General features: G+C 67.2%; 26 protein-coding genes and 1 pseudogene. 16 read left to right on the plus strand and 11 right to left on the minus strand.

The window, feature by feature from the left end:
• Positions 1–408 precede the first annotated feature (408 nt).
• The 4 genes from dnaK to DMB80_RS25000 are packed head-to-tail and all read left to right on the plus strand — an operon-like array spanning position 409 to position 4,474.
• Entirely contained in the window at positions 409–2,274 is a 1,866-nt protein-coding gene (dnaK, locus tag DMB80_RS24985) for a molecular chaperone DnaK (RefSeq protein ID WP_046364440.1), read from the plus strand.
• A complete protein-coding gene (gene grpE / locus DMB80_RS24990) occupies positions 2,271–2,870 on the plus strand; it encodes a nucleotide exchange factor GrpE (protein ID WP_048424412.1) in 600 nt (199 codons plus the stop codon). The genes dnaK and grpE overlap by 4 nt, the downstream gene beginning before the upstream one ends.
• A gap of 54 nt (positions 2,871–2,924) precedes the next feature.
• Positions 2,925–4,103 (plus strand): molecular chaperone DnaJ, encoded by a 1,179-nt coding sequence (gene dnaJ / locus DMB80_RS24995; protein WP_111512317.1) that lies wholly within the window; start codon positions 2,925–2,927, stop codon positions 4,101–4,103.
• Positions 4,085–4,474, plus strand: a complete 390-nt coding sequence (locus tag DMB80_RS25000; RefSeq protein ID WP_111512318.1) for a heat shock protein transcriptional repressor HspR — start codon at positions 4,085–4,087, stop codon at positions 4,472–4,474. Before dnaJ ends, DMB80_RS25000 begins: the two co-directional genes overlap by 19 nt.
• Before the next feature lie 3 nt (positions 4,475–4,477).
• Here DMB80_RS25000 and DMB80_RS25005 read toward each other — a convergent pair.
• The 3 genes and pseudogenes from DMB80_RS25005 to DMB80_RS25015 form a co-directional block, all read right to left on the minus strand.
• A pseudogene (locus tag DMB80_RS25005) lies at positions 4,478–5,479 on the minus strand (acetamidase/formamidase family protein).
• Positions 5,466–6,224, minus strand: coding sequence for a CbtA family protein (locus tag DMB80_RS25010; protein WP_111512319.1), 759 nt, complete (start codon positions 6,222–6,224; stop codon positions 5,466–5,468). Before DMB80_RS25010 ends, DMB80_RS25005 begins: the two are co-directional and overlap by 14 nt.
• 13 nt (positions 6,225–6,237) lie before the next feature.
• Positions 6,238–6,453, minus strand: a complete 216-nt coding sequence (locus DMB80_RS25015; protein ID WP_048424408.1) for a CbtB domain-containing protein — start codon at positions 6,451–6,453, stop codon at positions 6,238–6,240.
• Positions 6,454–6,704: 251 nt separating this feature from the next.
• Here DMB80_RS25015 and nthB point away from each other — a divergent pair, with 251 nt between their 5' ends.
• The 7 genes from nthB to DMB80_RS25050 all read left to right on the plus strand — a co-directional run bounded on the left by nthB (position 6,705) and on the right by DMB80_RS25050 (position 11,942).
• Positions 6,705–7,403: a nitrile hydratase subunit beta gene (gene nthB / locus DMB80_RS25020; protein ID WP_111512320.1), complete on the plus strand. Its 699-nt coding sequence runs from the start codon at positions 6,705–6,707 to the stop codon at positions 7,401–7,403.
• 32 nt (positions 7,404–7,435) lie between these two features.
• Positions 7,436–7,936 (plus strand): nitrile hydratase subunit alpha, encoded by a 501-nt coding sequence (nthA, locus tag DMB80_RS25025; protein ID WP_338043894.1) that lies wholly within the window; start codon positions 7,436–7,438, stop codon positions 7,934–7,936.
• A gap of 97 nt (positions 7,937–8,033) precedes the next feature.
• Positions 8,034–8,408: a nitrile hydratase accessory protein gene (locus DMB80_RS25030; RefSeq protein WP_111512321.1), complete on the plus strand. Its 375-nt coding sequence runs from the start codon at positions 8,034–8,036 to the stop codon at positions 8,406–8,408.
• Positions 8,365–8,931 (plus strand): DUF1097 domain-containing protein, encoded by a 567-nt coding sequence (locus DMB80_RS25035; RefSeq protein WP_338043895.1) that lies wholly within the window; start codon positions 8,365–8,367, stop codon positions 8,929–8,931. Before DMB80_RS25030 ends, DMB80_RS25035 begins: the two co-directional genes overlap by 44 nt.
• A gap of 65 nt (positions 8,932–8,996) precedes the next feature.
• The gene (locus DMB80_RS25040; RefSeq protein ID WP_046364431.1) at positions 8,997–9,449 is read left to right on the plus strand and encodes a MarR family winged helix-turn-helix transcriptional regulator; all 453 of its coding nucleotides are present in this window, start codon (positions 8,997–8,999) and stop codon (positions 9,447–9,449) included.
• Positions 9,450–9,526: 77 nt separating this feature from the next.
• On the plus strand, positions 9,527–10,615 hold the full coding sequence (locus DMB80_RS25045) for a substrate-binding domain-containing protein (protein ID WP_048424404.1): 1,089 nt from the start codon (positions 9,527–9,529) through the stop codon (positions 10,613–10,615).
• Positions 10,616–10,682: 67 nt separating this feature from the next.
• Positions 10,683–11,942, plus strand: a complete 1,260-nt coding sequence (locus DMB80_RS25050; protein WP_111512322.1) for a DoxX family protein — start codon at positions 10,683–10,685, stop codon at positions 11,940–11,942.
• Here the strand turns inward: DMB80_RS25050 and DMB80_RS25055 are convergent.
• Genes DMB80_RS25055 through DMB80_RS25065 form a run of 3 tightly spaced genes read right to left on the minus strand, consistent with a single transcriptional unit; the run spans position 11,935 to position 14,729 of the window.
• Complete coding sequence (locus DMB80_RS25055; RefSeq protein ID WP_046364428.1) at positions 11,935–12,837, minus strand: aldose 1-epimerase; 903 nt, start codon at positions 12,835–12,837, stop codon at positions 11,935–11,937. The genes DMB80_RS25050 and DMB80_RS25055 overlap by 8 nt on opposite strands.
• 24 nt (positions 12,838–12,861) lie before the next feature.
• Positions 12,862–14,022, minus strand: a complete 1,161-nt coding sequence (locus DMB80_RS25060; protein WP_111512323.1) for an FAD-binding oxidoreductase — start codon at positions 14,020–14,022, stop codon at positions 12,862–12,864.
• A gap of 35 nt (positions 14,023–14,057) precedes the next feature.
• Positions 14,058–14,729: a GAP family protein gene (locus DMB80_RS25065; RefSeq protein WP_111512324.1), complete on the minus strand. Its 672-nt coding sequence runs from the start codon at positions 14,727–14,729 to the stop codon at positions 14,058–14,060.
• Positions 14,730–14,762: 33 nt separating this feature from the next.
• Here DMB80_RS25065 and DMB80_RS25070 point away from each other — a divergent pair, with 33 nt between their 5' ends.
• From DMB80_RS25070 to DMB80_RS25080, 3 genes are all read left to right on the plus strand, one after another.
• A complete protein-coding gene (locus DMB80_RS25070; RefSeq protein ID WP_205538910.1) occupies positions 14,763–15,722 on the plus strand; it encodes an antibiotic biosynthesis monooxygenase in 960 nt (319 codons plus the stop codon).
• A 35-nt stretch (positions 15,723–15,757) separates the two neighbouring features.
• Positions 15,758–16,111, plus strand: a complete 354-nt coding sequence (locus tag DMB80_RS25075; protein WP_111512332.1) for a VOC family protein — start codon at positions 15,758–15,760, stop codon at positions 16,109–16,111.
• Between the two features lie 63 nt (positions 16,112–16,174).
• A complete protein-coding gene (locus tag DMB80_RS25080) occupies positions 16,175–16,603 on the plus strand; it encodes a GtrA family protein (protein ID WP_240431380.1) in 429 nt (142 codons plus the stop codon).
• Here DMB80_RS25080 and DMB80_RS25085 read toward each other — a convergent pair.
• The 4 genes from DMB80_RS25085 to DMB80_RS25100 all read right to left on the minus strand — a co-directional run bounded on the left by DMB80_RS25085 (position 16,600) and on the right by DMB80_RS25100 (position 22,348).
• Positions 16,600–17,217, minus strand: a complete 618-nt coding sequence (locus tag DMB80_RS25085) for a CYTH domain-containing protein (RefSeq protein ID WP_111512325.1) — start codon at positions 17,215–17,217, stop codon at positions 16,600–16,602. The genes DMB80_RS25080 and DMB80_RS25085 overlap by 4 nt on opposite strands.
• 72 nt (positions 17,218–17,289) lie before the next feature.
• On the minus strand, positions 17,290–18,492 hold the full coding sequence (locus tag DMB80_RS25090; protein WP_240431381.1) for a macrolide family glycosyltransferase: 1,203 nt from the start codon (positions 18,490–18,492) through the stop codon (positions 17,290–17,292).
• Between the two features lie 71 nt (positions 18,493–18,563).
• The gene (locus DMB80_RS25095) at positions 18,564–21,221 is read right to left on the minus strand and encodes a tetratricopeptide repeat protein (RefSeq protein ID WP_111512326.1); all 2,658 of its coding nucleotides are present in this window, start codon (positions 21,219–21,221) and stop codon (positions 18,564–18,566) included.
• Positions 21,218–22,348 carry an AAA family ATPase gene (locus DMB80_RS25100; RefSeq protein ID WP_162938704.1) on the minus strand — a complete coding sequence of 377 codons (1,131 nt, stop codon included), beginning with the start codon at positions 22,346–22,348 and terminating at the stop codon, positions 21,218–21,220. Before DMB80_RS25100 ends, DMB80_RS25095 begins: the two co-directional genes overlap by 4 nt.
• A 227-nt stretch (positions 22,349–22,575) precedes the next feature.
• Here DMB80_RS25100 and clpB point away from each other — a divergent pair, with 227 nt between their 5' ends.
• Positions 22,576–25,122: an ATP-dependent chaperone ClpB gene (gene clpB / locus DMB80_RS25105; protein WP_111512328.1), complete on the plus strand. Its 2,547-nt coding sequence runs from the start codon at positions 22,576–22,578 to the stop codon at positions 25,120–25,122.
• A gap of 102 nt (positions 25,123–25,224) precedes the next feature.
• Here clpB and DMB80_RS25110 read toward each other — a convergent pair whose 3' ends face one another.
• Positions 25,225–25,899, minus strand: a complete 675-nt coding sequence (locus DMB80_RS25110; RefSeq protein WP_111512329.1) for an SDR family NAD(P)-dependent oxidoreductase — start codon at positions 25,897–25,899, stop codon at positions 25,225–25,227.
• A gap of 108 nt (positions 25,900–26,007) precedes the next feature.
• Here DMB80_RS25110 and ttfA point away from each other — a divergent pair.
• On the plus strand, positions 26,008–26,693 hold a 686-nt coding region (gene ttfA / locus DMB80_RS25115), incomplete at its 3' end, for a trehalose monomycolate transport factor TtfA (protein WP_073682089.1).

Here is a 26,693-nt window from a genome sequence, read left to right on the forward strand (position 1 = left end):
GGGCCGCGGGGTGGGAAAGTCCGGTTCGATACCGGTGTCCGGGCTGCGGGTCGCGGTGCCGTCGACCGACGACTGGCAGCCGGTGAGTGCGGCGACGGCCAACAAGCCTGCCGCCACCAGCCGCGTGTTCACCTGGCCCAGGGTACGCAGCATGTGATCCGTGTGACGGGAGTGACTCGCGGTCGCGGGCCCGCGAAAGTGCCCTGGCAGTAGTGGAACGTGCCTCGGGACGACGCTGGGTGCACTTTCGCGACGCCTCGGGAACAAAACCCGCCGACGCCCCGTTGACGATTTCGACAGTTGAGTGACGTAGACTCAAGTTCTGCTTGACAGGCCCAGCCTCGAAGGAGCAGTCTTGAGCCCGGTGCACTCAGTACACATGATTCGTCTAATCAGGAGGCAGTAACTATGGCTCGTGCGGTCGGCATCGACCTCGGGACCACCAACTCCGTCGTCGCAGTTCTGGAGGGTGGCGACCCCGTCGTCGTCGCGAACTCCGAGGGCTCCCGCACCACCCCGTCGGTCGTGGCGTTCGCGCGCAACGGCGAGGTGCTGGTCGGTCAGCCCGCCAAGAACCAGGCGGTGACCAACGTCGACCGGACGATCCGTTCGGTGAAGCGTCACATGGGCTCCGACTGGACCGTCGAGATCGACGGCAAGAACTACACCGCGCAGGAGATCAGCGCCCGCGTGCTCATGAAGCTCAAGCGCGACGCCGAGTCCTACCTCGGCGAGGACATCGCCGACGCGGTGATCACCGTGCCCGCGTACTTCAACGACGCCCAGCGTCAGGCCACCAAGGAAGCCGGTCAGATCGCCGGCCTCAACGTGCTGCGGATCGTCAACGAGCCGACCGCGGCCGCGCTGGCCTACGGCCTGGACAAGGGCGAGAAAGAGCAGACCATCCTGGTGTTCGACCTCGGTGGCGGCACGTTCGACGTGTCCCTGCTGGAGATCGGCGAGGGTGTCGTCGAGGTTCGTGCGACCTCCGGTGACAACCACCTCGGTGGCGACGACTGGGACGACCGGATCGTCGAATGGCTCGTCGACAAGTTCAAGAGCACCGCGGGCATCGATCTGACCAAGGACAAGATGGCGATGCAGCGGCTGCGTGAAGCGGCCGAGAAGGCGAAGATCGAACTCAGCTCGAGTCAGAGCACCTCGATCAACCTGCCCTACATCACCGTCGACGCGGACAAGAACCCGCTGTTCCTCGACGAGCAGCTGACGCGTGCGGAGTTCCAGCGCATCACCCAGGATCTGCTGGACCGCACCCGCAAGCCGTTCCAGCAGGTGATCAAGGACGCCGGCATCGCCGTCGGCGACATCGACCACGTCGTGCTGGTCGGCGGTTCGACCCGCATGCCCGCGGTGTCCGAGCTCGTCAAGGAGATGACCGGCGGCCGGGAGCCCAACAAGGGCGTCAACCCCGACGAGGTCGTCGCCGTGGGCGCTGCGCTGCAGGCCGGCGTGCTCAAGGGCGAGGTCAAGGACGTGCTGTTGCTGGACGTCACCCCGCTGAGCCTCGGTATCGAGACCAAGGGCGGCGTGATGACCAAGCTCATCGAGCGCAACACCACGATCCCGACCAAGCGGTCGGAGACGTTCACCACGGCTGACGACAATCAGCCCTCGGTGCAGATCCAGGTGTTCCAGGGTGAGCGCGAGATCGCCTCGCACAACAAGCTGCTCGGCTCCTTCGAGCTGACCGGTATCCCGCCGGCCCCGCGCGGCGTGCCCCAGATCGAGGTCACCTTCGACATCGACGCCAACGGCATCGTGCACGTCACGGCCAAGGACAAGGGCACCGGCAAGGAGAACACGATCAAGATCCAGGAAGGCTCCGGCCTGTCCAAGGAGGAGATCGACCGGATGATCAAGGACGCCGAGGCGCACGCCGACGAGGACCGTCAGCGTCGCGAAGAGGCCGACGTGCGCAACCAGGCGGAGTCGCTGGTCTACCAGACGGAGAAGTTCGTCAAGGAACAGCGCGAGGCCGAAGGAGGATCGAAGGTCTCCGAGGACACGTTGACCAAGGTCGACGGTGCGATCGCCGAAGCCAAGTCCGCGCTCGCCGGTACCGACATCTCGGCGATCAAGTCCGCGATGGAGAAGCTGGGCACCGAGAGCCAGGCCCTTGGCCAGGCGATCTACGAGGCCACCCAGGCCGAGCAGGGTGCTGCGGGCGGTGACGCCCCCGGTGGCTCGAGCTCCAGCTCCAACGACGACGTCGTCGACGCCGAGGTTGTCGAGGACGACCAGGAGCGCAAGTGAGTGACGAGCAGGAACCGATCACTGTCACCGACAAGCGCCGGATAGACCCGCAGACCGGCCAGGTGCGCGACGCACCTGAGCCGGCCTCCGGGCCCGTCGACGAGGTGCCGACCGTATCCGAGGAGTCGCAGGACCAGGCCGCCGAGCTGTTGGCCGACCTGCAGCGGGTCCAGGCCGATTTCGCGAACTACCGCAAGCGGTCGCTGCGCGATCAGCAGGTGGCCACCGAGCGGGCCAAGGCCCACGTGGTGACCCAGCTACTGCCCGTGCTCGACGACCTCGAGCGGGCCCGCGCGCACGGCGATCTGGACTCTGGACCGCTCAAAGCCGTTGCGGACAAGCTGGTTTCAACCCTCGAAGGGTTGGGGCTCAAGCCGTTCGGTGAAGAGGGCGACGCCTTCGATCCGTCGCTGCACGAGGCTGTCCAGCACGAGGGCGACGGCACCCATCCGGTGGTGGGGACGGTCATGCGTCGCGGTTACACCGTCGGTGATCACGTGGTCCGCCACGCGATGGTCGGCGTCGTCGACACCGTCCCCGACGCGGCCGGATCGGCGAATGCCGACCAGGAGCCGCAAAAGCCATCAGAATCATAGGAATTGACACCAGCAACACACAGGTATGCGAAAAAGGTGAGGAGGTGACGCGGTATGGCCCAGCGTGAGTGGGTTGAGAAGGACTTCTACAAGGAGCTCGGCGTCGCCTCCGACGCCGCCCAGGACGAGATCAAGCGGGCTGCCCGCAAGATTCTCGCCGAGAACCACCCCGACCGGAACCCCGGCAACGCCGCGGCCGAGGAGCGGTACAAGGCCGCCTCGGAGGCCAAGGAAGTGCTGACCGACCCCGCCAAGCGCAAGGAGTACGACGAGACCCGTCGGCTCTTCGCGGGCGGCGGGTTCGGCCGGGGCCGTGCCAGCGGTGGCGGATTCGGCGGGTTCGGCGGTGGCGATGGCCAGGAGTTCAACCTCAACGACCTGTTCGATGCCGCCGGGCAGACCGGGGGCGCGAACATCGGTGACCTGTTCGGTGGGTTGTTCGGCCGAGGCGCTCAGCAGCCGCGGCCGAGCCGCCCCCGGCGGGGCAACGATCTGGAGACCGAGACCGAACTGAGTTTCCTCGAGGCCACCAAGGGTGTGGCGATGCCGTTGCGGCTCACCAGCCCTGCCCCGTGCACGAACTGCCATGGCAGCGGCGCCCGCCCGGGCACCAGCCCCAAGGTCTGCCCGAACTGCAACGGCGCCGGCGTCATCAGCCGCAACCAGGGGGCCTTCGGGTTCTCCGAGCCGTGCACGGAATGCCGGGGCAGCGGGTCGATCATCGAGCACCCCTGCGATGAGTGCAAGGGCACCGGCGTGACCACCCGCACCCGCACCATCAACGTCCGGATCCCTCCGGGAGTCGAAGACGGACAACGCATTCGGCTCGCGGGCCAGGGTGAGGCCGGATTACGTGGTGCCCCGTCGGGTGACCTCTACGTCACCGTGCATGTGCGGCCGGACAAGGTGTTCGGTCGCAACGGCGACGACCTGACGGTCACCGTGCCGGTGGCTTTCCATGAATTGGCCCTGGGCACAACGCTGTCCGTGCCGACTCTGGAAGGCAAGGTCGGGGTTCGGGTACCCAAGGGCACGTCGGACGGACGCATCCTGCGGGTGCGTGGTCGCGGGGTGCCCAAGCGCTCGGGCGGCAACGGCGACCTGCTGGTCACCGTGAAGGTGGCCGTGCCGTCGAATCTCGAAGGTGAGGCCGCCGAAGCGTTGGAGGCCTACGCACAAGCCGAGCGCGCCAGCGGCTTCGATCCGCGGGCGGGATGGGCCGGTGCACAGTGAGTGCCGGGCGCAAAGACCAGAATGACCAGGCCAGGACGTTCCTGATCTCGGTCGCCGCCGAGCTGGCCGGGATGCATGCGCAGACGCTGCGTACCTACGACCGGCTCGGCCTGGTCAGCCCGGAGCGCACATCCGGTGGGGGGCGGCGGTATTCGCAACGCGACGTCGACCTGCTGCGCGAAGTGCAGCGGCTGTCGCAGGACGAGGGCGTCAACCTGGCCGGCATCAAGCGCATCATCGAGCTGACCAATCAGGTCGAGGCGTTGCAGGCGCGGTTGCGTGAGCTCACCGCCGAGGTCGAGCACCTGCGTGCTCAACCTCGGCCCAAGAGCACGGCGCTGGTCGTCTGGCAGCCGCGTCACCAGCGCTGAGCCTCAGTGCAGGAGAGCACCCCGTGACCGCAGCGAGGAATGCATTCCCGCATACGGATTCGACTCGGGCAGAAGCTCTTTCGCGATCTTGGTGACGGCGCTGTAGTTGACGTCGACGACGTTGGCCAGCGGTGAGCGGCACAGCTGGCTGCACAGCTGGTAGGCGTCCAGTTCCCCGAGCCCGTAGAGCTCGACGAGCCAGCGCACCATCTCCACTTGGCTGCACCGCCAGGCATCTTCGAGCGGCCGCGCCGACCCCACTGTCAGCAACGCGTCGTCGTGTTCGAGCCGGGGCCATGCCGGTGCGTTGCCTTTGATCAGGTCGACGATGAGCGTCACGTCCATCGCGCCTTCCAGTGCGGTGCCGCAGGTTTCACCCTCGCCCTGCCGGTAGTGGCCGTCGCCGATCGAGAACAGGGCGCCCTCGACGTTGACGCCGAGGTACACCGTGGTGCCCGCGCGTAGCTCCGGGGTGTCCATGTTCCCGCCGAAGTAGTCCGGCACCAGCGTCGTGCGGACCTCCCGCAGAGCGGGCGCGACCCCGACGGTCCCGAGCATCGGCGCCAACGGCACCCGAAGTTCGAAGTCCGACTACTGCGCGGTGAACAGCGCGGTGTCGGTCGCACGGTCGACGGTGTAGATCCACGTGAGTTCCGGCAGCGGGGGCTGCAGACCCGCGGTGCGATCGGTTCCGGTCAGCGCACCGAAGAGTGGAATCGTGGTCGACGCCGCCCAATCCCGCGCCGGGGTCAGCGACACCACATGCAGTGCGAGCGTGTCGCCAGGTTCGGCGCCCCGGACGTAGAAAGGCCCCGTCTGCGGGTTGAGCTCCTTCGGGTTGAGCACCTGGCTCGGCCGATCGTCGCGGGAGGTGACCCGGCCCGCGAAGGCATCCTCGGTCCACAACTTCAGCGCGGTGCCGGGATCGACCTCCATGACCGGCTCGGCCCCGCCGAAGGTCCAGACGTACTGCTCCCGGCTCGGGGTGAATTCAACGACCTGCATGGACAGCTCCTGCCGTCGCAGGTGCGAGCACCCGGGGGAGGAGCACCGACGTCACCGCGCCGAGCGTGGCCCACATAAGTGCCTGGCCGACCAGCGACGACAACCGGAAGTCGGCGAGCAGCTCAGCGGGGAACCCAGGGGGCACCTCGTGGAAAGCGGGCAGCGCGAGCGCAACCGCGGTCATGACCGTGAGATAGCCGGCGATCGAGGCCGTAGCGGCGCTCGCCCCGCCGATCCGTTGTGCCAGGCGCAGTCCGACGATCACGGCGGCGGCTGCCGTCGCGAGCGAAGCGGCGACCATGAGCAGGTATGCCGTCGTGCGGTCACCCGCGGTCTCTGACAATCCGACTCCCGGGGGATTGGCGGGGTAGGCCAGGAAGGGCACCACGGCGACGCTGACGAAACCTGCTGCTGCCGTGGATGCGGCGACCAGCGACAGGCTGGCGTGCCGGTCGCGCAAGGAAGCCAGGACCATGGCCAGCGCGACGGCGAACAAAGCACCCATGATCACGCCGAAGGCGACGGTGCCCACGGCCGAGCCGACGTTCTCCTGCACGGCACGGCTGAACACCTCGTGTTCGTGCCCGTGGGCGCCGCCCAGTGCCTCTGCGGCGTGGGAGCGTTGCTCCTCGTAGTCGACGGCGGCGGTGATCAGCGGTGCGAGCTGCCACCGCGCGAACGCGAAAGAGACTATGCCGGCGGCGAACCCGCCGGCGACCCCCAGCCCGATGATGCGTTTCTCCATGGTCGCGACCTCTCTAGTGGCAGGGGAAGCCGAGCAGATGCCTGGCGTCGTGCAGGAATTCGTGCACGTGGGTGTCGGAGCCGAACACGGACACCGCCCCTTGGTCGTAGCCGAGGAAGTAGTAGGCGATCAGGGCCAGGACGGTGGTCGCGGTGAGCCAGAGCGCCCCTTCGGCTCGGGAGGTGTCGAGCGCTCCTGCGCGAGTGGACGCAACGGTCGGTGTGGTCATGTGGAGTCCCTTGTTCTCGGAAAAGCTTCCGTGATGGAAATATTTCTGACGACCGCTAGTCTGAGAAGAGGGGCTGGTCGGCGTCAACCCGAAAGCGGTGATGCACCCACTGCTATATAAAGATTTAACCGCAGCGTGGATTCAGGTTAAGGCGCTGTAACGGCTGCTGCGGAGCGATTGCGAAACCGGCAACGGCATGCACATAGTTTCTGGTGAAAGTATTGACCAGATGAACTAAGGAGGCCGGCCAGATGCATGGTCCGCATGATCTCGGTGGGCGCGATGGCGTGGGACCCATCGCTGAGGAGTTCCTCGAGCCCGGAATTCCCGACTGGCGTTATCCCTTCGAAGGCCGCATGCATGCGGTGACCGCGATGGCGATCGCCAAAGGCGCCTTCAACCTCGACGAGCAACGGCACGGCATCGAGCTGATGAAGTGGAGCGACTATCTGGACTCCACGTACTACGCCCACTGGTTGTTCTCGGTGGAGAAGCTGCTGAACGACAAGGGATACATCTCGCATGAGGAAGTGGATGCGCGGATGGCCGAGCTCGGCGCTCCGGAGATGACCCCGCACCCGCAGAAGCCGGAGACGTTGTCGCCGTTCGCCGAGAAGATGATCGACGTGCTGTGGGCCGGCACGCCGCACGACCTGCCCGCCGACACGCCGCCGGCGTTCGAGGTGGGGGACGCCGTGGCGGTGCGCAACATCGCCGCCACGACACACAACCGGTTGCCCGGCTATCTCCGCCGCGCACACGGTGTGATCGCCAAGCAGTACGGGGCGTTCCACGACCCCGCGGCCAGCGCCCACGAATACAAGGACGTTCCGCACCAGCTCTACATGGTCAAGTTCAGTTCCACCGAGCTGTGGGGTGACGACGCGGCCGAGGAGTTCGACCTGTACGCCGACCTGTTCGAGGGCTACCTCGAACCCATCGGCAAGTGACCCCAGAGACCACGAGAAGCAAGGAGAAGCAGATGGATTGGCTGTCGTTGAGCGATGTGGAGGCGCGGGTGAACGCGCTGGAGTCGCTGATGGTGGAGAAGGGCCTGGCAGAGCACGAGGCCGTCGACGCGGTGGTGGCGTCGTTCGAGAACGACATGGGTCCGGTGAACGGCGCGAAGGTGGTGGTGCGGGCGTGGACCGACCCGCAGTACCGCGAGTGGTTGCTCTCCGACGCCACAGCGGCGATCGCCGACATGGGCTTCACCGGACTGCAGACCGAACACATGGTGGCGGTCGAGAACACCACCGAGCGACACAACGTCGTGGTGTGCACGCTGTGCTCCTGCTATCCGTGGACGCTGCTGGGCATTCCGCCGGCCTGGTTCAAATATCCCCAGTACCGCGCCCGCGTCGTGAAGGAACCGCGCAGCGTGCTGGCCGAATTCGGGGTGACGCTGGCCGACGACGTCCACATCGACGTATGGGACAGCAGCGCCGAGATCCGCTACCTGGTGATCCCGCAGCGTCCCTAGGGCACCGAGGGTCTCAGCGACGACGAACTCGTCGCACTGGTGACCCGGGACTCCATGGTCGGCACCGCGCTGCTGTCCTCACCGAAGGCGGCCTGATATGTCGGCACCCACGATCGTCGACTTCGACGTCCCCGGCACGCTCGCCGCACTGCCCCGGTCCAACGGCGAGCTCGTCTTCGACGCACCATGGCAGGGAAGGCTTTTCGGGCTCGTCGTGCAGATGTGTCGAGCCGGCATGTTCAGCTGGGACGAGTTCAAGAAGCATCTGATCGACGTGATCGGCGAGGCGGGGATCGACGACGTCTGCGACCCGTCGGTGTACTACCGCCAGTTCGGAGAGGCGTTCTGCCGACTTGCCGTCGAGAAGGACTTCATCGCCGAGGCAGGTCTGGAGGAGCGCGTGCGCATCGAGTCGTCCAAGTTGGCGCATGACGACCACGACCACGATCACGACCATCCCCACGAGCACTGAGGGCGAAGCGATGTCGAAGATCACTGCGCTGTCGATCAGCGTCGGAGTGCTGGGCATGGTGTCCACCTTGATCACCGCGACGGTGTGGCCGCTGCCGGTGTGGGTGTTGTTCCTCGCGTGGGCGTCGTTCTTCTTCGTCGGGTCCGGGGTGTCGGGTCTGCTGAAGTCGGTGGCGTGCAACTGGGCGGGCATCGCGATCGCGACCGCGACGCTGCTCTCGGTGCAGGCCAGCGGCAGCGCGCTCGTGCTGTCGATCGCGGTCGGTATCGGAAGTTTTGCGATGGTCCAGGTGTCGCGAATACCGTGGATCTCCGCGACACCGGCGATCGTGTTCGGGTTCGCGATGACCGTCGGGACGATGGCCGCGACCGGAAACGGCATCACCACAGTGGGATTGGGTCATCCAGCCCTGGTGGCCGCCGTGACCGCAGCCGTCGGCGCCTGCTTCGGCCTGGCGTCCGAATGGGGTGCGACGCTGATCGGACGCCTCGCCGCACCGCGGACGGTGGCCGCGCCGGGCTGACCCGGTTACGCTACGAATCACAAATTTTGCTTCGTGAAAGCAAGCAGCACGTGAAAGCAATCGACATGAGGAGCGCCGTGCCGACGTCCATCGCCACCGAAAGCGTCTCCGAGGTGTTCTTCCGGCTGGGACGCTGGTGGAGCGACGCACTGTCGCAGGGTCTGCTCGACAACGACATCGCAAGCCTCGAGGGCTGGCGTGTGCTGGGCGCCCTGCGCAGTGGCGACGGCTTCACGATGACCGAGATCGCCACGGCGATGGGCATTCCGGCGCCCTCGCTGACGCGGATCGTGGACAAGCTCGTCGACGGCGGGTTCGTGTTGCGCCGCGTCGACGCAACCGACCGCCGCCGCGTGCTGATCCACCTGTCGGTGCGGGGCAAGACGAAGGTCCGACGCCTGGCGCGTCAGGAGGCGGCGGTCAAGGCAATGCTGGTCGACGAGTTCGGCGAGGACGATGCCGTGCATCTGATCCGCACGCTGGCCCGGGTGGTCGAACTGCCGCTCGACACGCGCTGATTTTCGAGACCAGAACAGTCCCGCAACACCGCGGTAATGCGACACCGCGACGATGGGCGCACGGAGGAGGCGCTGCGATGGACCTGTCATCTCCCGGCATGCGCCGGGACACCATCGACATCGCGCTGGTCATCCCACGCAGCGGATCGGCGGGCATCTACGGTCCCTCGTGCGAGGCGTGTGCCGAGCTGGCGATCTCCGACCTCAACGACACCGCGGGTCTTCTGGGCCGGCCGGTCCGGCTGATCCCGGTCGACGGCAGCCGAGCACCCGCGGCGGTGGCGGCAGAAGTCGGCGCTCTGGTGGCGCACGGGATGATCGACGCCGTCACCGGCTGGCACATCTCGCCGGTTCGGCAGGCGCTGGCGAAGGTGACCGCGGGACGGATCCCGTACGTGTACGGGCCGCTCTACGAGGGCGGGGAGCGCACCCCGGGGCTGTTCTTGACGGGGGAGACGCCGTCACGCCAGCTCCTGCCCGCCATGGACTGGATGACCGCCGAGTACGGCGTCGACCGGTGGATCGTCATCGGAAACGACTACATCTGGCCCAAGCAGACCGGCGCGGCCGCCCGGTGGCACGCCCGCGCGCAGGGCCGGCCACTGGTCGACGAGATCTACGTGCCGCTGGGTACGGAGGACTTCAGCGCTGCGATCCGCCAGGTCGAGATCAGCGGTGCGTCGGGGGTCGGGGTCGTGCTTCTCCTCGTCGGCGGCGACGGCGTCGCGTTCAACCGGCAGTTCGCCGGTTGCGGGTTGGCCGCGTCGGTGCCGCGGCTCAGCCCACACGTCGAGGAGAACATGCTTCTGGCCAGCGGATCTGACAGCAACGACGGACTCTTCGCTGCCGCAGGCTATTTCGAGGCGCTGAACACCGCGGCCGGGATGGAGTTCGCGGCCCGCTACTACCGCCACTTCGGGCCGGCGGCGCCCGCACTCAACAGCATCGGCGAATCCTGCTACGAGGCAATCACGTTGCTGATCGCCCTGGCGCGGCGGGCCGGTTCGCTGGACGTGGCGGCGATGACCCTGGCCGCCGAGAACCTCACCTACATCAGCCCGCGTGGTGAGGTGTCGATGTCGGGCAACCAGCTGAACCAGGACATCTACGTCGCCGAGGCGCTGGGCCTGGACTTCGAGGTGCGCGCCCGGATCTCCGCGGCCTGACCCCGGGGGTAACCCCCACCAGCGCCGGGGGCGGGCATGGTTGAGCACCGGCGCGGTCCCGGCCACGATGGACTGTGTGTCCACACCCTGGCATCTGCTGACACGCGTCGCCTTCCGGTTCTGCGTCGTCTACTTCGGCCTGTTCTGCCTGCTGTTCGCGCAGATCGTCTTCGTCTATGCGGGGGTCCTCACCCGGCTCCTGCCCGCTGACGCGGTGATCTGGCAGCTGACGCTGATCGAGCCGGCGCTGACATGGGTCGGATGGCACGTCTTCGGTGTTCACGCGGTGCTGCATCGCGATTCGGGCAGCGGCGACCAGGCCGTCATCTGGGTGATGCTGTTCGTGATCGTGGTGATCGCGACGCTGGCCACAGCGGTGTGGTCGGTCCTCGATCGCCGTCGCCCGGACTACGCCCGCCTGCATGCCTGGTTCTGCGTCTTCCTCCGGTTGTGTCTGGGTGGGCAGCTGCTGTTCTACGGCATCGCGAAGGTGATCCCGACCCAGATGCCTGCCCCGCCGCTCGCGGCGCTGTTGCAGCCGTTCGGTGAGCTGACCCCCGCCTCGGTGCTGTGGCTTCAGGTCGGCACCTCGCTGCCGTACGAGATCGCCCTGGGCACAGTCGAACTCGTGGCAGGGCTGCTGTTGTTCTGGAACCGGACGGCCACGCTGGGCGCGCTGCTCGCCGCGATGGCGATGGCTCAGGTGTTGCTGCTCAACCTCAGCTACGACGTCCCCGTCAAGATCTTGTCCTCACACTTGCTCCTGCTGAGCATGTTCTTGCTCGCGCCGCAGGCCCGCAGACTCGCCGATCTGCTGATCCTCCAGCGTCCCACCCAGGCCGCGACCCAGCCGCCGTTGTTCGCCGACGCCCGCCGGAATCGGCTCGCCGCCGCCGTGGTGGCCGTGCTGGGGGTGTGGGCGCTGGCCGGCTGCGTGGCGAGCGGTGTGGCAGCCTGGCGGGACTACGGCGGTGGCCGGGCGAAGCCCGAGCTCTACGGCATCTGGGAGGTCACCGATCCCGGGGTCGAGGACAGCGATTGGCGCCGTGTGGTGTTCGACGCTCCCGGGGTGCTCACCTACCAACGAGTGGACGGCGCACTGCGCGACGCGCCGATCACCGTCGAGCCCGACGGCACGATCAGGGCCGACGGACTGCAGCTGCGCCCCCTGCAGCAGGGCCCGGATCGGCTCGAGCTGGAGGGCCGAATCGCGGATCGGACGCTCACCCTGAGGCTGCAGAGAGTCGATCCTCAGTCGTTTCCGTTGTACAGCAACGGATTCCGCTGGGTGCAGGACTACCCGCGGTTCGCTGGGCAGATCAACTGACGACGATGCGGAATACCGCGGAGACCGATTCGCCCGGCTCCACCTCGCGGTAGCCGCCGCGGCGCAGTGCGTCGGTGGGCGCGGCCATCGGCTCGAAGCAGATCACGTCGTCCTCACCGGGTGCGAAGACCTGCGCGGCGGTGAAGCCCTCGTCGTAGTGCACCTCGATGCGGCGGCCCCCACCGGAGACCGCGAACACCGAGCCGGGCGCCACCTCGTCGAAACCCTCGTCGATGAACTTGTCGCCCAACAACTCTGAGGCCGCCGGCCGCGCTTCGACGCGTCCGGTCGGGATTCCCCAGGCGTTGACGGGTTGATAGCGCATCGCCGGCGTTTCGACGAGCCACTGCGCCCGCGGCACCCCCGGCAACTGCAGGTACGGATGGAACCCGAAACACAGCGGAACCCGCGCACCCGTCGTCGCCGTCACCGTCGTCGTCACGGTCAGTGTGCGGTCCCGCAGCGTCGCATCCAGCGTGAGCAGATGAGGGAACGGGAACGTGGTCAGCAACGCGGGACGCGCCGCGAAATCCAGTTCGGCGGTGATCTGGGACTCCAGCGCCGTCGTCACGGTCCAGTCCGGATAGGCCGCCAACGTCCCGTGGATCGGCACCCCGTGCTCGTCGGTGCGGACCCCACCCGTGCCCGGCGTCAACGTCACCACCGCGCCGTCGACTCCGTAGCCCATGCTGCTCAACCGGTTGGCCCACGGATAGAGGATCGGGATGCCCATGGTCTTGTGGTTCGACACATAGGCCTGCAGACCCCGCCGCTGGCCCAGCAGCTCCACCCCGTCGTCGGACAGCGAGCTGGCGACCATCCCGGCGGCCGGAACGTAGGTGGCGGTCAGCGCGGAGGACGGATCACGAAGCGTCACGGTTTCGAACGTGTCCATGGCATGCGATCCTGCCACGTACAGTCAGCTCGCCAGGGGATCGTGGCGAATTCGGTGCGCAGGCGCGCCTTTCGCGATCAGCGCGGCCTTCGTGGCGGCCACCATCTCCGGCCGGCCGCACACCAGTATCTGGCGGTCTCCCCAGCTGCCGTAGCGGGTCACCACCTCGGGTAACCGCCCGGTCTGACGGACGTGCAGGCCCCGTGGCGGGGTCACGTCCGGATACTGCGCCGCCCACGGCGGATCGAAGGCGAACTCCGACACCGGCGTCACCGACAGCCACGGATTGGTCGCCGCGATCTCCCACAGCGTGCGCAGATCGTAGAGCTCACAGGGGTGCTTGGCGCCGAAGAACAGGTGCACGCGGGGGTTCTCCCCGAACCGCGTCAGATCCATGATCAGTGCCCGCAGCGGGGCCAGCCCGGTGCTGCCGGCGACCATCAGGACGTCCCCGTCGTCGCGGTCGACCTCCAGCGCGCCGTGGGGGTTGGACACCCGCCACCGGTCACCGGGGCGCGCCTCCCCGACGATGGCTCTGCTGACCATGCCGCCGGGTACCGAACGCACGTGGAACTCGACGTAGCCGGCCGGATCCGCCGGTATCGACGGGCTCAGGTAGCGCCACCGCCGCGGCCACTGCGGAACCTGAACGGGCACGTACTGGCCGGGGTGGTAGCCCAGCGCGTGGTCCATCTTCAGCCGGATCACCGACACGTCGCGGGTGGGCCGCAGGTGTTCGAGAACCGTGCCGTCGCAGAACGGGGGGCTGGTCTCCGCGTCGGCCGCGCCGCTCATCACGCCCACCATGAGCGACAGGACGTCGTTCACCGCCTCGGAGAGCCGCCGGTCCCAGCGGTCGGCCAGGTGGTTGCGCAGTGTCGTCAGCAGCGCGCTCTGCAGCGTCTCGTAGTGCCCGGAGGTCACGCCGTACTTGCGGTGGTCCCGCCCGAGCTGGGCGAGGAACGCCACCGGTTCCTCGGCCCGCTGGGCGATCAGCTCGTCACACAGCCAGCTCAGGGCGTGTCCGAACACCTTGCGTTGGGTGGCCATCTCCGGGGGGAACAGGTCGCGCGCCGACAGATCGGTGGCGAACCAGCGGGTGTAGAAGTCGCCGACCAGCGCATCGTCGCCGACGTCGAGCGCATCCCGAAGGATGTGCATCGACTCGCGATCTTCCAGGCCCACGCCGCACGATCCTAGGTCACCCGCGGCCGGGTCACCTACAGGCCGTGAATGCCCTTGTAGAGCACCAGGATTCCGATCACGATGAAGATGGCGGCAACCAGGGCTGCGTGTTGACGCTCCAGCCAGGCCCGAACCCTGGCCAGGGCCGGATCGAGTCGCTGCCCGGACACGGCGTAGGCCAGCACCGGCAACGCCACCGTGCACCCGGCGACCAGCACGTACCAGGCCTCGGCGATCCAGACGGTCGGGACGTCGATGCCTGCCGAGCCGATCGCCAAACCGGCTGCCGCGCACAGGAACAGCACCTTGGGGTTGACGACGGTCAGGGCGAGCGCGGTCGCTGCGGCCTTGGGTGGGGTCAGGGAACTCATCCGGGTCATCCACCCCGGCATGTGCTCGGACTTCGCGCGGTTGATCCAGCGGTACACGCCAAGGGCTATCAGCGCAGCGCCGACGACGATCCGCAGCCAGGAAGCCCAGCCCGGGGGCTTGGTGCCGATACCGCCGATCAGGTTCGACAGCTCGAGGAACACCGAGGTCAGACCCGCGAGACCGACGATCCAGCCGAGAAGGAAGGCCAACCCGGTGGGCCGGGGGCGCGGGGTCTGCAACACCAGGACCGCGGGGATGATCGTCAGCGGGGAGAGCGCGACGACAAGGCCCAACGGGACGAGCTCGGCCAGCACGGATCCCCACGACACCGGCAAAAAATAGCAAAGCCCCGCCGCTATCGTCGTCTAATGACTCAGCCCGGTCCGCGCCCGGCGACAGCGGTGACGGTGTTCCATGCCGACGGTGACGACGCGGAGTTCACCCGGTGGGCCGGCGAGCTGTTGACCTCGGCGCGTGAGGCGCGAGGACACCTGTCGGGACGGATCTCCGACGTCTCCGACGTCATGTTGGATCGTGCTGTGGCCGTTGCCTTTTCCGATGATGCGGCGCTGCACCGCTGGCTCGACAGCCCTCACCGCGCGGACGTGCTGCGCGACGGTCGGTCGCGGGGATTCTGGACCGCGACCACCGACCTGATCACCTCGGCCGACAATCTGGACGCCTCGGGAATCGGCGTGTTCGGGCACGTCGTCGCCGCCGGTCATGACGACGACTTCCGGGCCACCCAGGCCCGACTCTCCCGCGCGGCGGCCGCGCTACCGGGCTATCTGGGCACGGTCCTGGTGGCGGGCGAGCAGGACGGCGAGTGGACCTCGATCGTGCGGTTCCGCACCGGCACGCAGCTGGCACAGTGGCTCGCCTCCGCCGAGCGCGGTGCCGCACTGGAGCGGATGCGCACCACTTTGAGCAGGGACTTCAGTACCGGCACCACGCCGTTCGGCACCACGGTGCGGGTGCAGGACGGCCGGACGTTGATGACGCCCAACTGGAAGTCGGCGATGTTGGTCCTCGCCGTGCTCTACCCCACGGTGATGCTGCTGTCCCGCTTCCTCGGGCCCGTCGTCGATCACGCGGGTGCGCCGCCGTGGCTGGGCCTGTGGATCAGCCAGATCGTCAGCATCGTCGCCATGCAGTGGTGGCTCATGCCCGCGGCGTCCCGCCCGCTGCGGCGGTGGCTGGACCCGGTCGACGGCGCCGGCACCCGCGTGAGCGCGGCGGGCGTGGCGGTGCTGTTCGCCGTCTACGCGGTGACGTTGACGGTGTTCGCCACCGTGCACGAGCTCCAGTTCTGGGATTACGCGTCGTGACGATGAGTCCCGGCGGCGCCGACGGTCAGTACGGTATGGCTTTCACCCATCTCCTCGCCGTCCTGCCCGTCGCCGATGTCGAGACCAGCCGCCCATGGTTCACCGCGCTGTTCGGCAGGCCCGAGGACAACAACCCGATGCCCAGCCTGATCGAGTGGCAGGTGCTGCCGGGAGCGTGGCTGCAGGTGTTCGGCGATGCGGGCCGCGCCGGATCAGGACTGTTCAACCTGGCCGTCGACGACCTCGATGCCGCGCTCACGGCACTGCGGGCGCGGGGGCTCGAGCCCGGCGAGATCGTCGAGGCCGCCAAAGGCGTGCGGTTGTCCGCGCTCACCGATCCGGACGGGAACACGATCACGGTCATCGGGGGATTCCGCGTCCAGTACTGACTCGAGGCCCGGCGTTGGGCTGCCGCTCATCTCGACGTCATCTGCCGGTGTCACAGTGACCACGTGTCCGTCGGAGCGCATCCGCGTGCGGGGTTGCGCCGGCTCGTCCCGCCGACGCTGCTCGGCTTCTGTCTGATCAACTCATTCACCTTCGGCGTCGACCTGATGTTGCTGACCGGGCTGCACAGTGGGCTGGGCGTTCCGTACCCGCTCGCGGTGACGATTGCCTATGGGTGCGCCTTCGGGCTGAGCTATGCGCTCAACCGGCACTTCAACTTTCGCTCGCACGCGCCGATCGGGCAGGAGCTGGGCATCTACGTCGCGGTGGTGCTGATCAACTACGGGGTCTTCATCCTCGCGCTGTCGACGCTGCTGACCGACCTCGGCCTCGACTACCGTCTCGCCCGGCTGACGGTCGGCGGATGCGAGGCCGTCTTCATGTACTGCGCGCTGCGGTGGGTGGTGTTCCGGGTACGCCGGCAGGCCGGCTAGGTGCCGTCGAACCGGTTCTGTCCGAGGCTGTCGACGAAAGCCGGTCCACGCGAACCGAGTTCGCGTAGATAGTCGTCGGACCACGACCCGAAGGGGTGATGGGCCAGGTACTCGTTGCGGAACCGGTCGTCCTCGGAGACCTCGGTGGTGCAGAACGCGGGGATCGCGAGATCGACCACCGGGCCGTCGCGTTCCACCTCGGACATCAGCAGGGGCGCGTTGGCGCCCAGGAAACGGTCGATGACCCACCCGTCCTCGCCGAGCCAGACCGACGAGCGGATCTTGACTACGACATGGTCGGCCCGCGAGACGATCTGGCCCGCCACCAACGGATCGAGTTCGCGCTCGGCCTCGTAGCGGGTCCCCCCGGCGGCCGGGCCCTTGGCGGTCATCGTGCCCATCGCCTCATCGCCCAGGGCCGTCACCAGCTGGGCCGGCGTCGCGTCCAGATCGGCGGGGGCGGGCCCCTGCACGCGCACCCGCACCGCGTAGCCGTCGGAGACGAACAGATAGGCCTGCGCGATCAACAGCGGGCTGGGGTCGGACGCCGCGACGGCCGGCATGTCGCGAACGAAGAATTTCCGTTCGAACTCGAAGTCGCCGATGTCAGACATGCCTTGACGGTAAACCCGCCCGCAGGCCAGGTCGGGGACGTGGCGTCCGTGTCCACCAGGACATTCGGTGAGTCACCACCTGCCGGCGGCGACGTCCTCGGCAGCGTCGGCCGCATGCTGTGGACCGCCCTGCCCGCGGATCTCGGCGCGCACGGCGTCCAGGCGCCGCCGGACCGCGGGGTCCGATGCCACGTCCACGACGGCCCGTCCGAGTTCCGCCGGGTCGGGTGGGTCCGCGCGCAGATGGCGGCCGACCCCGATCTCCTCGAGCCGGTCGGCGTTCGCCGGCTGGTCGACGGCTTGCGGGAGCGCAACGGTGGGGACGCCGAACCACAGCGCCTCGCTGCACGAGCCCATGCCGGCGTGCGTGACGAAGGCATCGGCGTGCGCGAGCACGGCGGGTTGCGGGACGCGGGGCCGGACGTGGACCCAGTGGGGGATCGGCCCGAGCTCGTCGGCCGACGTCGTCGTGCCGATCGCGATGCTGAGTCGCCAGCCGGTGCCGTCGAGTCCGTCGATCGCTGCGCGGTAGATGTCCGGGCGCTCGGTGTACGCGGTGCCGAGCGCCAGCAGGGCCAGCGGTCCGTCGCCCGGCGGCGGTGTCCAGTCGCCGGGCGCTTCACGACGGGGGTCCAGGCACGGGCCGACGAAGCGGTAGCGGTCCGAGACCCGGTCGGCGTGGCGCTGCATGATCCTCGGGATCAGCACGAGGCATCGTCTCGGGACGCCGGTGACATCCTCCACCGTCAGCGTCGTCCCCGCTGCGGTCAGCCATCGCTCGAAGGTGCGCCGGTAGTCGACGCCGCTCGGGCTGCCCATCAGCGGGTCCAGGATCGCTGCCATGTCGTCGTAGTAGCCGTCCCAGGCCACCTCGCTCGGGGACAGCTGCGCGGCCGGAACGTCCCACAGCTCGGCGGCGACCGGGCCCGCCATCCCGCCGATGTCGTAGAGCACCAGGTCGGGACGGTCGCTGTCGAAGGCGCTCCGCAGTTGCGGGAGGACGTGGATGGCCTCATCGAGGAAGATCCGCATGCCGGCGACCGGGTCGTCGTCGTCGAAGGCCGTCGGCGCCCCGGGCGCCCCGGGCAGCACCGAGCTGCACGGCAGGACGTCGGCACCCGTGGGTTCCACCAGCGATGTCAGGTGACCGCCGACGGCGTAGCTGACGCGGTGCCCACGGTCGACGAGCTCGCGGATCACGGCCAGGTGGGGATACATGTGGCTCGGCGCGGAGGCCGCGACCACGAGGATGTGGAGTCGGCGTCGGGTCGGCACCGACGGATTGTCGTCGGATCCGGGTGGGTGTGTCATCCGGATTTCCGGGGAGTGCGGCCCACCCCGCTGTGTCACGGAGCTTGGGTTCGAGCGCGAGCGCTGAACTCCTTCGCGATCCGGGCCGTCATGTCGCGAAGCTCCACGGGCAGTTGAGCCGTTGCTTCCGGATCGCCGCGGAAACCGCGCCACAGCAGCGTGAACAACGTATCGCCAGATGGTGGCGTAGGTGCCTCCAAAAGAACGTAGGTGAGGGTTTCTGCCACGTCTTTTTCGTTGGCCAGAAGCGCGATGGCTTCATCCAGTTCGTCGGCTCGCGCCAAAGCGATCGCGAAGCTCCTACGCGTTTCCGAGGTTTTCGGATGTTCGACCCCGAGGACGCGTATGCGATCGTCGAGAAGATCGCGGTACAGAGCGAGGGCCTGGCTGAGGTCACCCATTTCGATCCTGCAATAGGCGACTTGAGCTCGGACGGTGAGGGTGTGGGGGTGGTCGGTGCCCAACACTCGCACATGATCGTCGACAAGGTTTTGGTAGAGCGAGAGTGCGGTGGTGGCGTCCCCGGTTGCGCCGGTGTAGTAGGCGACCTGAGCTCGGACGGCAAGGGTGTTGGGGTGGTCGGCGCCGAACACTCGCACATGCTCGGCAAGAACGTCTTGATAAATAGAGAGTGCGGTAGTGGCATCGCCGTCCTCACCGGTGAAGTAGGCGAGCTGGGCATGGGTAGCAAGCGTGTTGGGGTGGTGGACGCCCAACGTGCGCCGTTCGTCATCGAAAACATCTCGGTACAGGATGAGGGCGGTCGAGGCGTCCCCGGTTGCGCCGGTGTAGTAGGCAACCTGGGCGCGTGCGGCGAGTGCGGCGATGTTGTCAGGCCCGACTGTGCGCAGGTAGTCCTCGACGAGGCTTTGGTAAAGACTCAGTGCGGTCGCTTCGTCGCCGGTCTTGCCGGTGTAGTACGCAATGTTTGACCGTGCGGTAAGTGTGACGGGATGGTCGGCGCCTAGTTCAAGTAATTGAGGCATCAGGCTCGTCACAGCCTTGAGAGCGTCGCTCACACGACCAGTCTTGCTGAGCCAGTAGTTCGCCTCGATTTGCAACGCCATTGCTGTCGCAGGAGAGGTGATGCTTGCCAGTGGAATCGCCGCCAAGAGTCTGTACGCCTTGTCGGTGTCGTCGTGACTCCACCACCCAGATGCGACCAAGGCTATGCCTGCCCTTGTGTCTCCTGATGCCGCCGATGCAGCCCGCTGCAGAATCTCCGCGAGATCGTCGGAGCCCCCCTCGGACAGTGCGACGGCGACCTGTCGATCCTCTGCCCCAGCAGGTTTGCGCGCTGCGAGATGTGCCTGCACATCAAGGTCGGCGTTCGCGGCGAGCGTAACACACGTCTCTACGTAACGGCCGCAGTCGACGGTGTAAACGTCGCTCGCTCCCGTCATCCAACGACGAGCTTCCGCTAGCAGTGTCTGTTTACTACGCGTTGCGTAGGCTTCATCGAAAAGGATGGGTGCGGACGACAGGCTCTCCAGCAGGTATCGCTCGGCCGGCGACTGAGCATCAATCGTGGCAAGGTGCATCTTGAGTTCTTGTGGGTCGTACCAGGCTCGGAGCAACTCGACGATCAATTCAAGCGGTTGACTACGCGTGCTGCGCCACTGAAAGTGATGACGCAGCATAGGTTCTCGCAGCGAGTACCACGTCTTCCTACGATCACCGGCAAGCTTCTCGGTACCCACCCACCGCCCCTCTTGGAGAAGGCCCAACACCTTGCTGACGGTCTGCTGACTGAGTTCGGTCGCCGAAGCGATCTGGGCGGCCGTCATCGCTGCGGTCGGTCCCTCGGCCAGTTGCCGCACGACGGCTTGATGGTTGGGGGGTAGGTCCCACAACAACTGCTGGTAGTACGGCACCAACCCCTCGATGAGGTCCTCGACGGCCGGAATCAGCGCGTCCAGGGATGCGATCGTCATGCATCCGGACAGCACCATCCAGATGCGTGCAGATCCGCCGGTGAGCCGCGCGACCGCCTCCACACGAGCACGGCCAGTGGCGGTTTCGAGAAACTCCGCCAGTTCCTCGTCGCCGCGTTGCCGCGCCAGGATCGTGAGGAGTTCATGCCCTGCTTCGGCGGTGAGCCCCTCGACCGGTGTGGTGATGAATCCTGCGAACCACGGCTGGTTGCGGTCAGCCACGCCGGCGAACAACGCAGGAGTGGCGCACAACAAGAGGATGCGGCCCGACGTCTCGACCCAGGATCGCAAGTTCCGTTGTCCACCATGGCCGATTGCTGCGAACACCCTGTCCAGGTTCTCGATGACGATGACTAGCGTGCGGTCTTGGATGGACTCGAGGATGGCGGTCTCGAGTTCGACAGCGGAGGACTGGCGAGGAAGTTTGAGCTGCAATGCCGCTCCGATCTCTCGGAGAAGGTCGACGTAGCGCGTGATACCCACCGCGTCTTCCGGGATGTCGGCAACCGTCAAACGCGTTGAGACATCGGGTGCCTGGGCGAGGCGGTGGAGCGCGACACGGAGCAGGTGTGTCTTACCAGATCCGCGCGGCCCCACCAGGAGCGTGTGCGGACGAGCCTTGCTCATGGCCGCAGCCTCCAGTCGCTGAGCAAGAGTCACGAGGATGTCCGTGCGGCCGACTGTGCGCTTGTCCAAGTCGGCGGGCGCTTCCTGCAGCGGTGTGAACGGCCTGGGGGTTTTCGTTGTCTGCAGGGTCATGCGAGCCTCCGATGGATGCGCCAAATCCTGGCTAACAGCGCGGACGACATCGTGTCGCGTATGCCGGTGCGCGACAGGTAGTGGTCCTTCTCCAGTCGTCCGATGATGTCTAAGAGCTCGTCTCGGGTCGGAGCCGGTTGCGTCCCCACCGAGAGCCGGAGGTGCAGGGCCTCGATATCCAGTGCCTCTGGGTATGAATGAGCGAATTCGTCCAAGATCGCTCGGGCGAGTCGCGCCGACGATTCGCCGTAGTAGTCATCCAGGCGTGACACGTAGTGTTCGGTGTGCCAATCGTTGTCGAAGATGGACTGTTGAACGATGTCTGAGATGCGTTGGCCTCGTCGATCTCTGAATCGGTCGACAACGGCTTGGATGTAGAACGGGATGCCGCTCGTTGCCGCAATGATGTCATCGATCAGCTGGGGATTGGCCTCCGCATTGATTCCCATCAGCAGCCGCGTTGTCAGTTCCCGCGACTCGCTGTCGTTGAGCGGGCCAACCTTCACCGACCAGAGGTCGTTGATTACTCGGGTGTCCGACAGTGCATGGTGCAGTCCGATGGATCCACTGATCACCAGCGACAGTGGGCTCTCCGACTGCCGCACGGCACGCAAACCGCTCAGGAATTCCATTGCGGCAGCTGGTCCGAGGGCCTGACACAGTACGGTGATTTCGTCGATGATTAGGACGACACCAGCACTTCCACCGGCCGTGGACAACAGTTCAACAACGTCGAGTTGCTCGTCCTGTCCGGGATTTTGCTTGGCGGCGCCGACGAGTTTGATTCCTGACGAGAAGATTGCCATCGATACCTCGCCTCGTACCTCTTTTTCCCAGCGGCTTATGCGCTGTCGAATCAGCTTGTGCTGTCTGAGCTCGCCGATGAGGCGCTGGGCGAAGATGGTCACTTCGGACGTTTCTGCGCTGATCCTGATGACGACCCGCCCGGCCGACGTCAGTTCGTCGGCGACCTTGATCAGCAGCGAGGTCTTTCCCATTCGCCGCTCACCCACGACGTGCGCGCCACCCCGCACGATGGCTTCGTGGAGGCGCTGGAGCTCTGAGGCCCGCCCCACGAGCTCGTCGGGATCGATACGTCCGCCCGGATTGGGGAAGAGGGGTTGCACGAGAGATAGTCTACGTCGCAACCAACGTACGTCAACATAGGCGTACGTTTTGCACGGCGTACATTCCTCGTCGCCGCGACTCCTTCAGGTGACGTTCGGCCCCTGGTGCCTCGCCGACAAAAAAGTTAAAGTTGAGCGGAACAGACTCAAGGTTGTCCGCGTTGATTCTGTCGACAAGCAATTTTCCGGGCCACCCGTGTGGCCCAACGGACCTGTAAAGGAGTGTCGTGGACTCGTTCAACCCGACGACCAAGACCCAGGCGGCCCTGACGTCGGCGCTGCAGGCGGCAACGGCCGCGGGCAACCCGCAGATCACGCCCGCTCACCTGCTGATGGCGCTGCTGACGCAGAACGACGGCATCGCCGCCCCGCTGCTCGAAGCTGTCGGCGTCGAACCCGCGACCGTGCGCGCCGAGACGCAGCGTCTGCTCGACCGGCTGCCCAGCGCCACCGGATCGGCGTCGCAGCCGCAGCTCTCGCCGCAAGCCGTCGCGGCGATCACCGCCGCGCAGCACCTCGCCACCGAGATGGACGACGAGTACGTCTCCACCGAGCATCTGCTCGTCGGCCTCGCCACCGGCTCCGACGACGTCGCCAAGCTGCTGACCGGCCACGGCGCCTCGCCTCAGACCCTGCGTGATGCGTTCACGAAGGTCCGCGGCAGCGCCCGGGTCACCAGCCCCGACCCCGAAGGCACCTATCAGGCGCTGGAGAAGTACTCCACCGACCTGACGGCGCGCGCCCGCGAAGGCAAGCTCGACCCGGTCATCGGCCGGGACACCGAGATCCGTCGCGTCGTGCAGGTGTTGAGCCGCCGCACCAAGAACAATCCGGTGCTGATCGGTGAGCCCGGTGTCGGCAAGACCGCTATCGTCGAGGGCCTGGCCCAGCGCGTGGTGGCCGGCGACGTGCCAGAGTCGTTGCGCGACAAGACTGTTGTGTCCCTCGACCTCGGTTCGATGGTCGCCGGCGCCAAGTACCGGGGTGAGTTCGAGGAGCGCCTCAAGGCTGTCCTCGACGACATCAAGAACTCGGCGGGGCAGATCATCACGTTCATCGACGAGCTGCACACCATCGTGGGCGCCGGCGCGACCGGTGAGTCCGCGATGGACGCCGGCAACATGATCAAGCCGATGCTCGCCCGCGGTGAGCTGCGGCTGGTCGGCGCGACCACGCTCGACGAGTACCGCAAGTACATCGAGAAGGACGCCGCCCTCGAGCGGCGCTTCCAGCAGGTGCTGGTCGGCGAACCGTCCGTCGAGGACACCGTCGGCATCCTGCGTGGGCTCAAGGAGCGCTATGAGGTGCACCACGGCGTGCGGATCACCGACTCCGCGCTGGTGGCCGCCGCGTCGCTGTCCGACCGGTACATCACCTCGCGCTTCCTCCCCGACAAGGCCATCGACCTCGTCGACGAGGCCGCGTCCCGGCTGCGCATGGAGATCGACTCCCGGCCCGTCGAGATCGACGAGGTCGAGCGCCTGGTGCGTCGACTCGAGATCGAGGAGATGGCACTGCAGAAGGAAGAGGACGCCGCGTCGAAGGATCGGCTGGAAAAGCTGCGTGCCGAACTGGCCGACCAGAAAGAGAAGCTGTCCGAGCTGACCACCCGCTGGCAGAACGAGAAGAGCGCCATCGACGTGGTCCGTGAGCTCAAGGAGCAGCTGGAAGACCTGCGCGGAGCGGCCGACCGGGCCGAACGCGACGGTGATCTGGCCAAGGCCGCCGAGCTGCGCTACGGCCGCATCCCCGAGGTCGAGAAGAAGCTCGACGCTGCAGTGCCGCAGGCAGAAGCGCGCGAAGACGTGATGCTCAAGGAGGAGGTCGGCCCCGACGACATCGCCGACGTGGTGTCGGCGTGGACCGGAATTCCGGCCGGCCGGATGCTCGAAGGCGAGACCGCCAAGCTGCTGCGCATGGAGGAGGAGCTGGGCAAGCGCGTCATCGGGCAGCGCAAGGCCGTGGCTGCCGTCTCCGACGCGGTGCGCCGGTCGCGTGCCGGTGTCGCCGATCCGAACCGGCCGACGGGATCGTTCATGTTCCTGGGGCCGACCGGTGTCGGTAAGACGGAGCTCGCAAAAGCGTTGGCGGAGTTCCTGTTCGACGACGAGCGGGCGATGATCCGCATCGACATGAGCGAGTACGGCGAGAAGCACTCGGTGGCTCGGCTGGTCGGCGCGCCTCCCGGCTACGTCGGCTACGACCAGGGCGGTCAGCTGACCGAAGCCGTCCGGCGGCGCCCGTACTCGGTGATCCTGTTCGACGAGATCGAAAAGGCTCACCCGGACGTGTTCGACGTGCTGCTGCAGGTGCTCGACGAGGGCCGGTTGACCGACGGCCAGGGCCGCACGGTCGACTTCCGCAACACCATCCTCATCCTGACGTCCAACCTGGGCGCCGGCGGAACCGAGGAGATGGTGATGGCGGCGGTGCGCTCGGCGTTCAAGCCCGAGTTCATCAACCGGCTCGACGACGTGATCATCTTCGATGGGCTCAACCCTGAAGAGTTGGTCTCCATCGTCGACATCCAGCTCAACCAGCTGGCGAAGCGGTTGGCGCAGCGGCGGCTCACCCTCGAGGTGTCGCTGCCGGCCAAGAAGTGGCTCGCCGATCGCGGTTTCGACCCGCTGTACGGGGCCCGGCCGCTGCGCCGGCTGGTGCAGCAGGCCATCGGCGACCAGCTGGCCAAGATGCTGCTCGCGGGCGAGGTGCACGACGGCGACATCGTGCCCGTCAACGTCAGCCCCGACGGCGACCGGCTCGTTCTGGGATGAGCGCTCGCGCGAAGACCCGACAGCTGGGCTGAGTTCATCCCGCGACCAGACACAAACTCGCGTGTTTTCCTCGGAAAGCACGCGAGTTTGTGTCTGGAGGGCCTAGGAAAATGCGGTGCTCGGGAGGTCTGTCTCGTCGCCGAGCAGCGCCTCGACGATCCGCCCGGCGACCGCATCGGGGTCCAACCCCTCGGGTAGCCGCGGCGGGTCGCCCGCGATCGCCCGGCCCGCCAAACCCGTCTCGGTGTGCGGCGGCCGGACGTCGACGACACGGATCTTGCGCCGGCGCGCCTCGCTGCGGACCGCGGTGAACAGCGCTGCCGTCGCCGCCTTGACCGCCGAATACACGGCCATGTTGGCCAGCGGTTTCTCCGCGACCACCGCGCTGATGCCGAGGATCACCCCACCGGCCTCGAGCGCCGGCAGCGCGGCGCGCATCACCCGCAGCGGAGCCAGGAAGTCGACGAGCACGAGGTCGTCGACGGTGTCGTCGTCGATGTCGGTGAACGGCCCGAACGCCACCACACCGGCCGCGATGACCACACCGTCGAGCCGGCCGTGCCGCTCACGGGCCGCCTCGACCACCGTGTGACCGGCGTCGGGCTCGCGCAGATCGGCGGTGACGGCGTGTGCCTCCCCGAGCCGGCCCAGCGCGTCGGCGTGGCGACCGGTGACCGTCACCGCCGCACCGCGGTCGATCAGGGCCCGCGCGATCCGCGATCCGAGCGCCCCGCTGGCGCCGACGACGAGGTAAGACCTGCCGGTCAGATCGGTCATTCGGCCAGTATGCGTGGCCCGCGGCGACCGGAGATCCCGGAGAAGGTGACCGGGTTGTGACCCATTCGGATTCGGACCGGACCGCGGAAAGCGGATACTCTGGTCGCAATGGTTCCGCTCTGGTTCACGCTGTCCGCACTCTGTTTCGTGGGTGCGGCAGTTCTGCTGTACGTCGACCACGACCGCCGCCGCGGTCTGGGCCGGCGTCGTAAGTCGTGGGCGAAGTCGCACGGCTTCGACTACGAACCCGAATCCGCCGACATCCTGGACCGGTGGAAGCGCGGCGTCATGTCGACCGTCGGTGACGTCACGGCCAAGAACGTCGTCCTCGGACAGATCCGCGGCGAGGCGGTGTTCATCTTCGACCTCGAGGACGTCGCGACCGTGATCGCGCTGCACCGCAAGGTCGGCACCAACGTCGTCGTCGACATGCGGCTCAAGGGCATCAAGGAGCCGCGCGAGAGCGACATCTGGCTGCTCGGCGCCATCGGGCCGCGCATGGTCTACTCCACCAACCTCGACGCCGCCCGCCGCGCATGCGACCGTCGCATGGTGACGTTCGCCCACACCGCACCCGACTGCGCGGAGATCATGTGGAACGAGCAGAACTGGACGCTGATCAGCATGCCGGTGACCAGCACCCGCGCCCAGTGGGACGAGGGCCTGCGCACCGTGCGCCAGTTCAACGACCTGTTGCGGGTACTACCGCCGGTGCCGTCGGCCGCCGCCGGGCAGCCCGTCGCCCGGCGTAGCGGGTCCCCGAGTCGGCCGCTGAGCCCGCCCCCGCCGCGCCC

This window comes from Mycobacterium kyogaense (assembly GCF_003254575.1).
Classification (GTDB): Bacteria; Actinomycetota; Actinomycetes; order Mycobacteriales; family Mycobacteriaceae; genus Mycobacterium; species Mycobacterium kyogaense.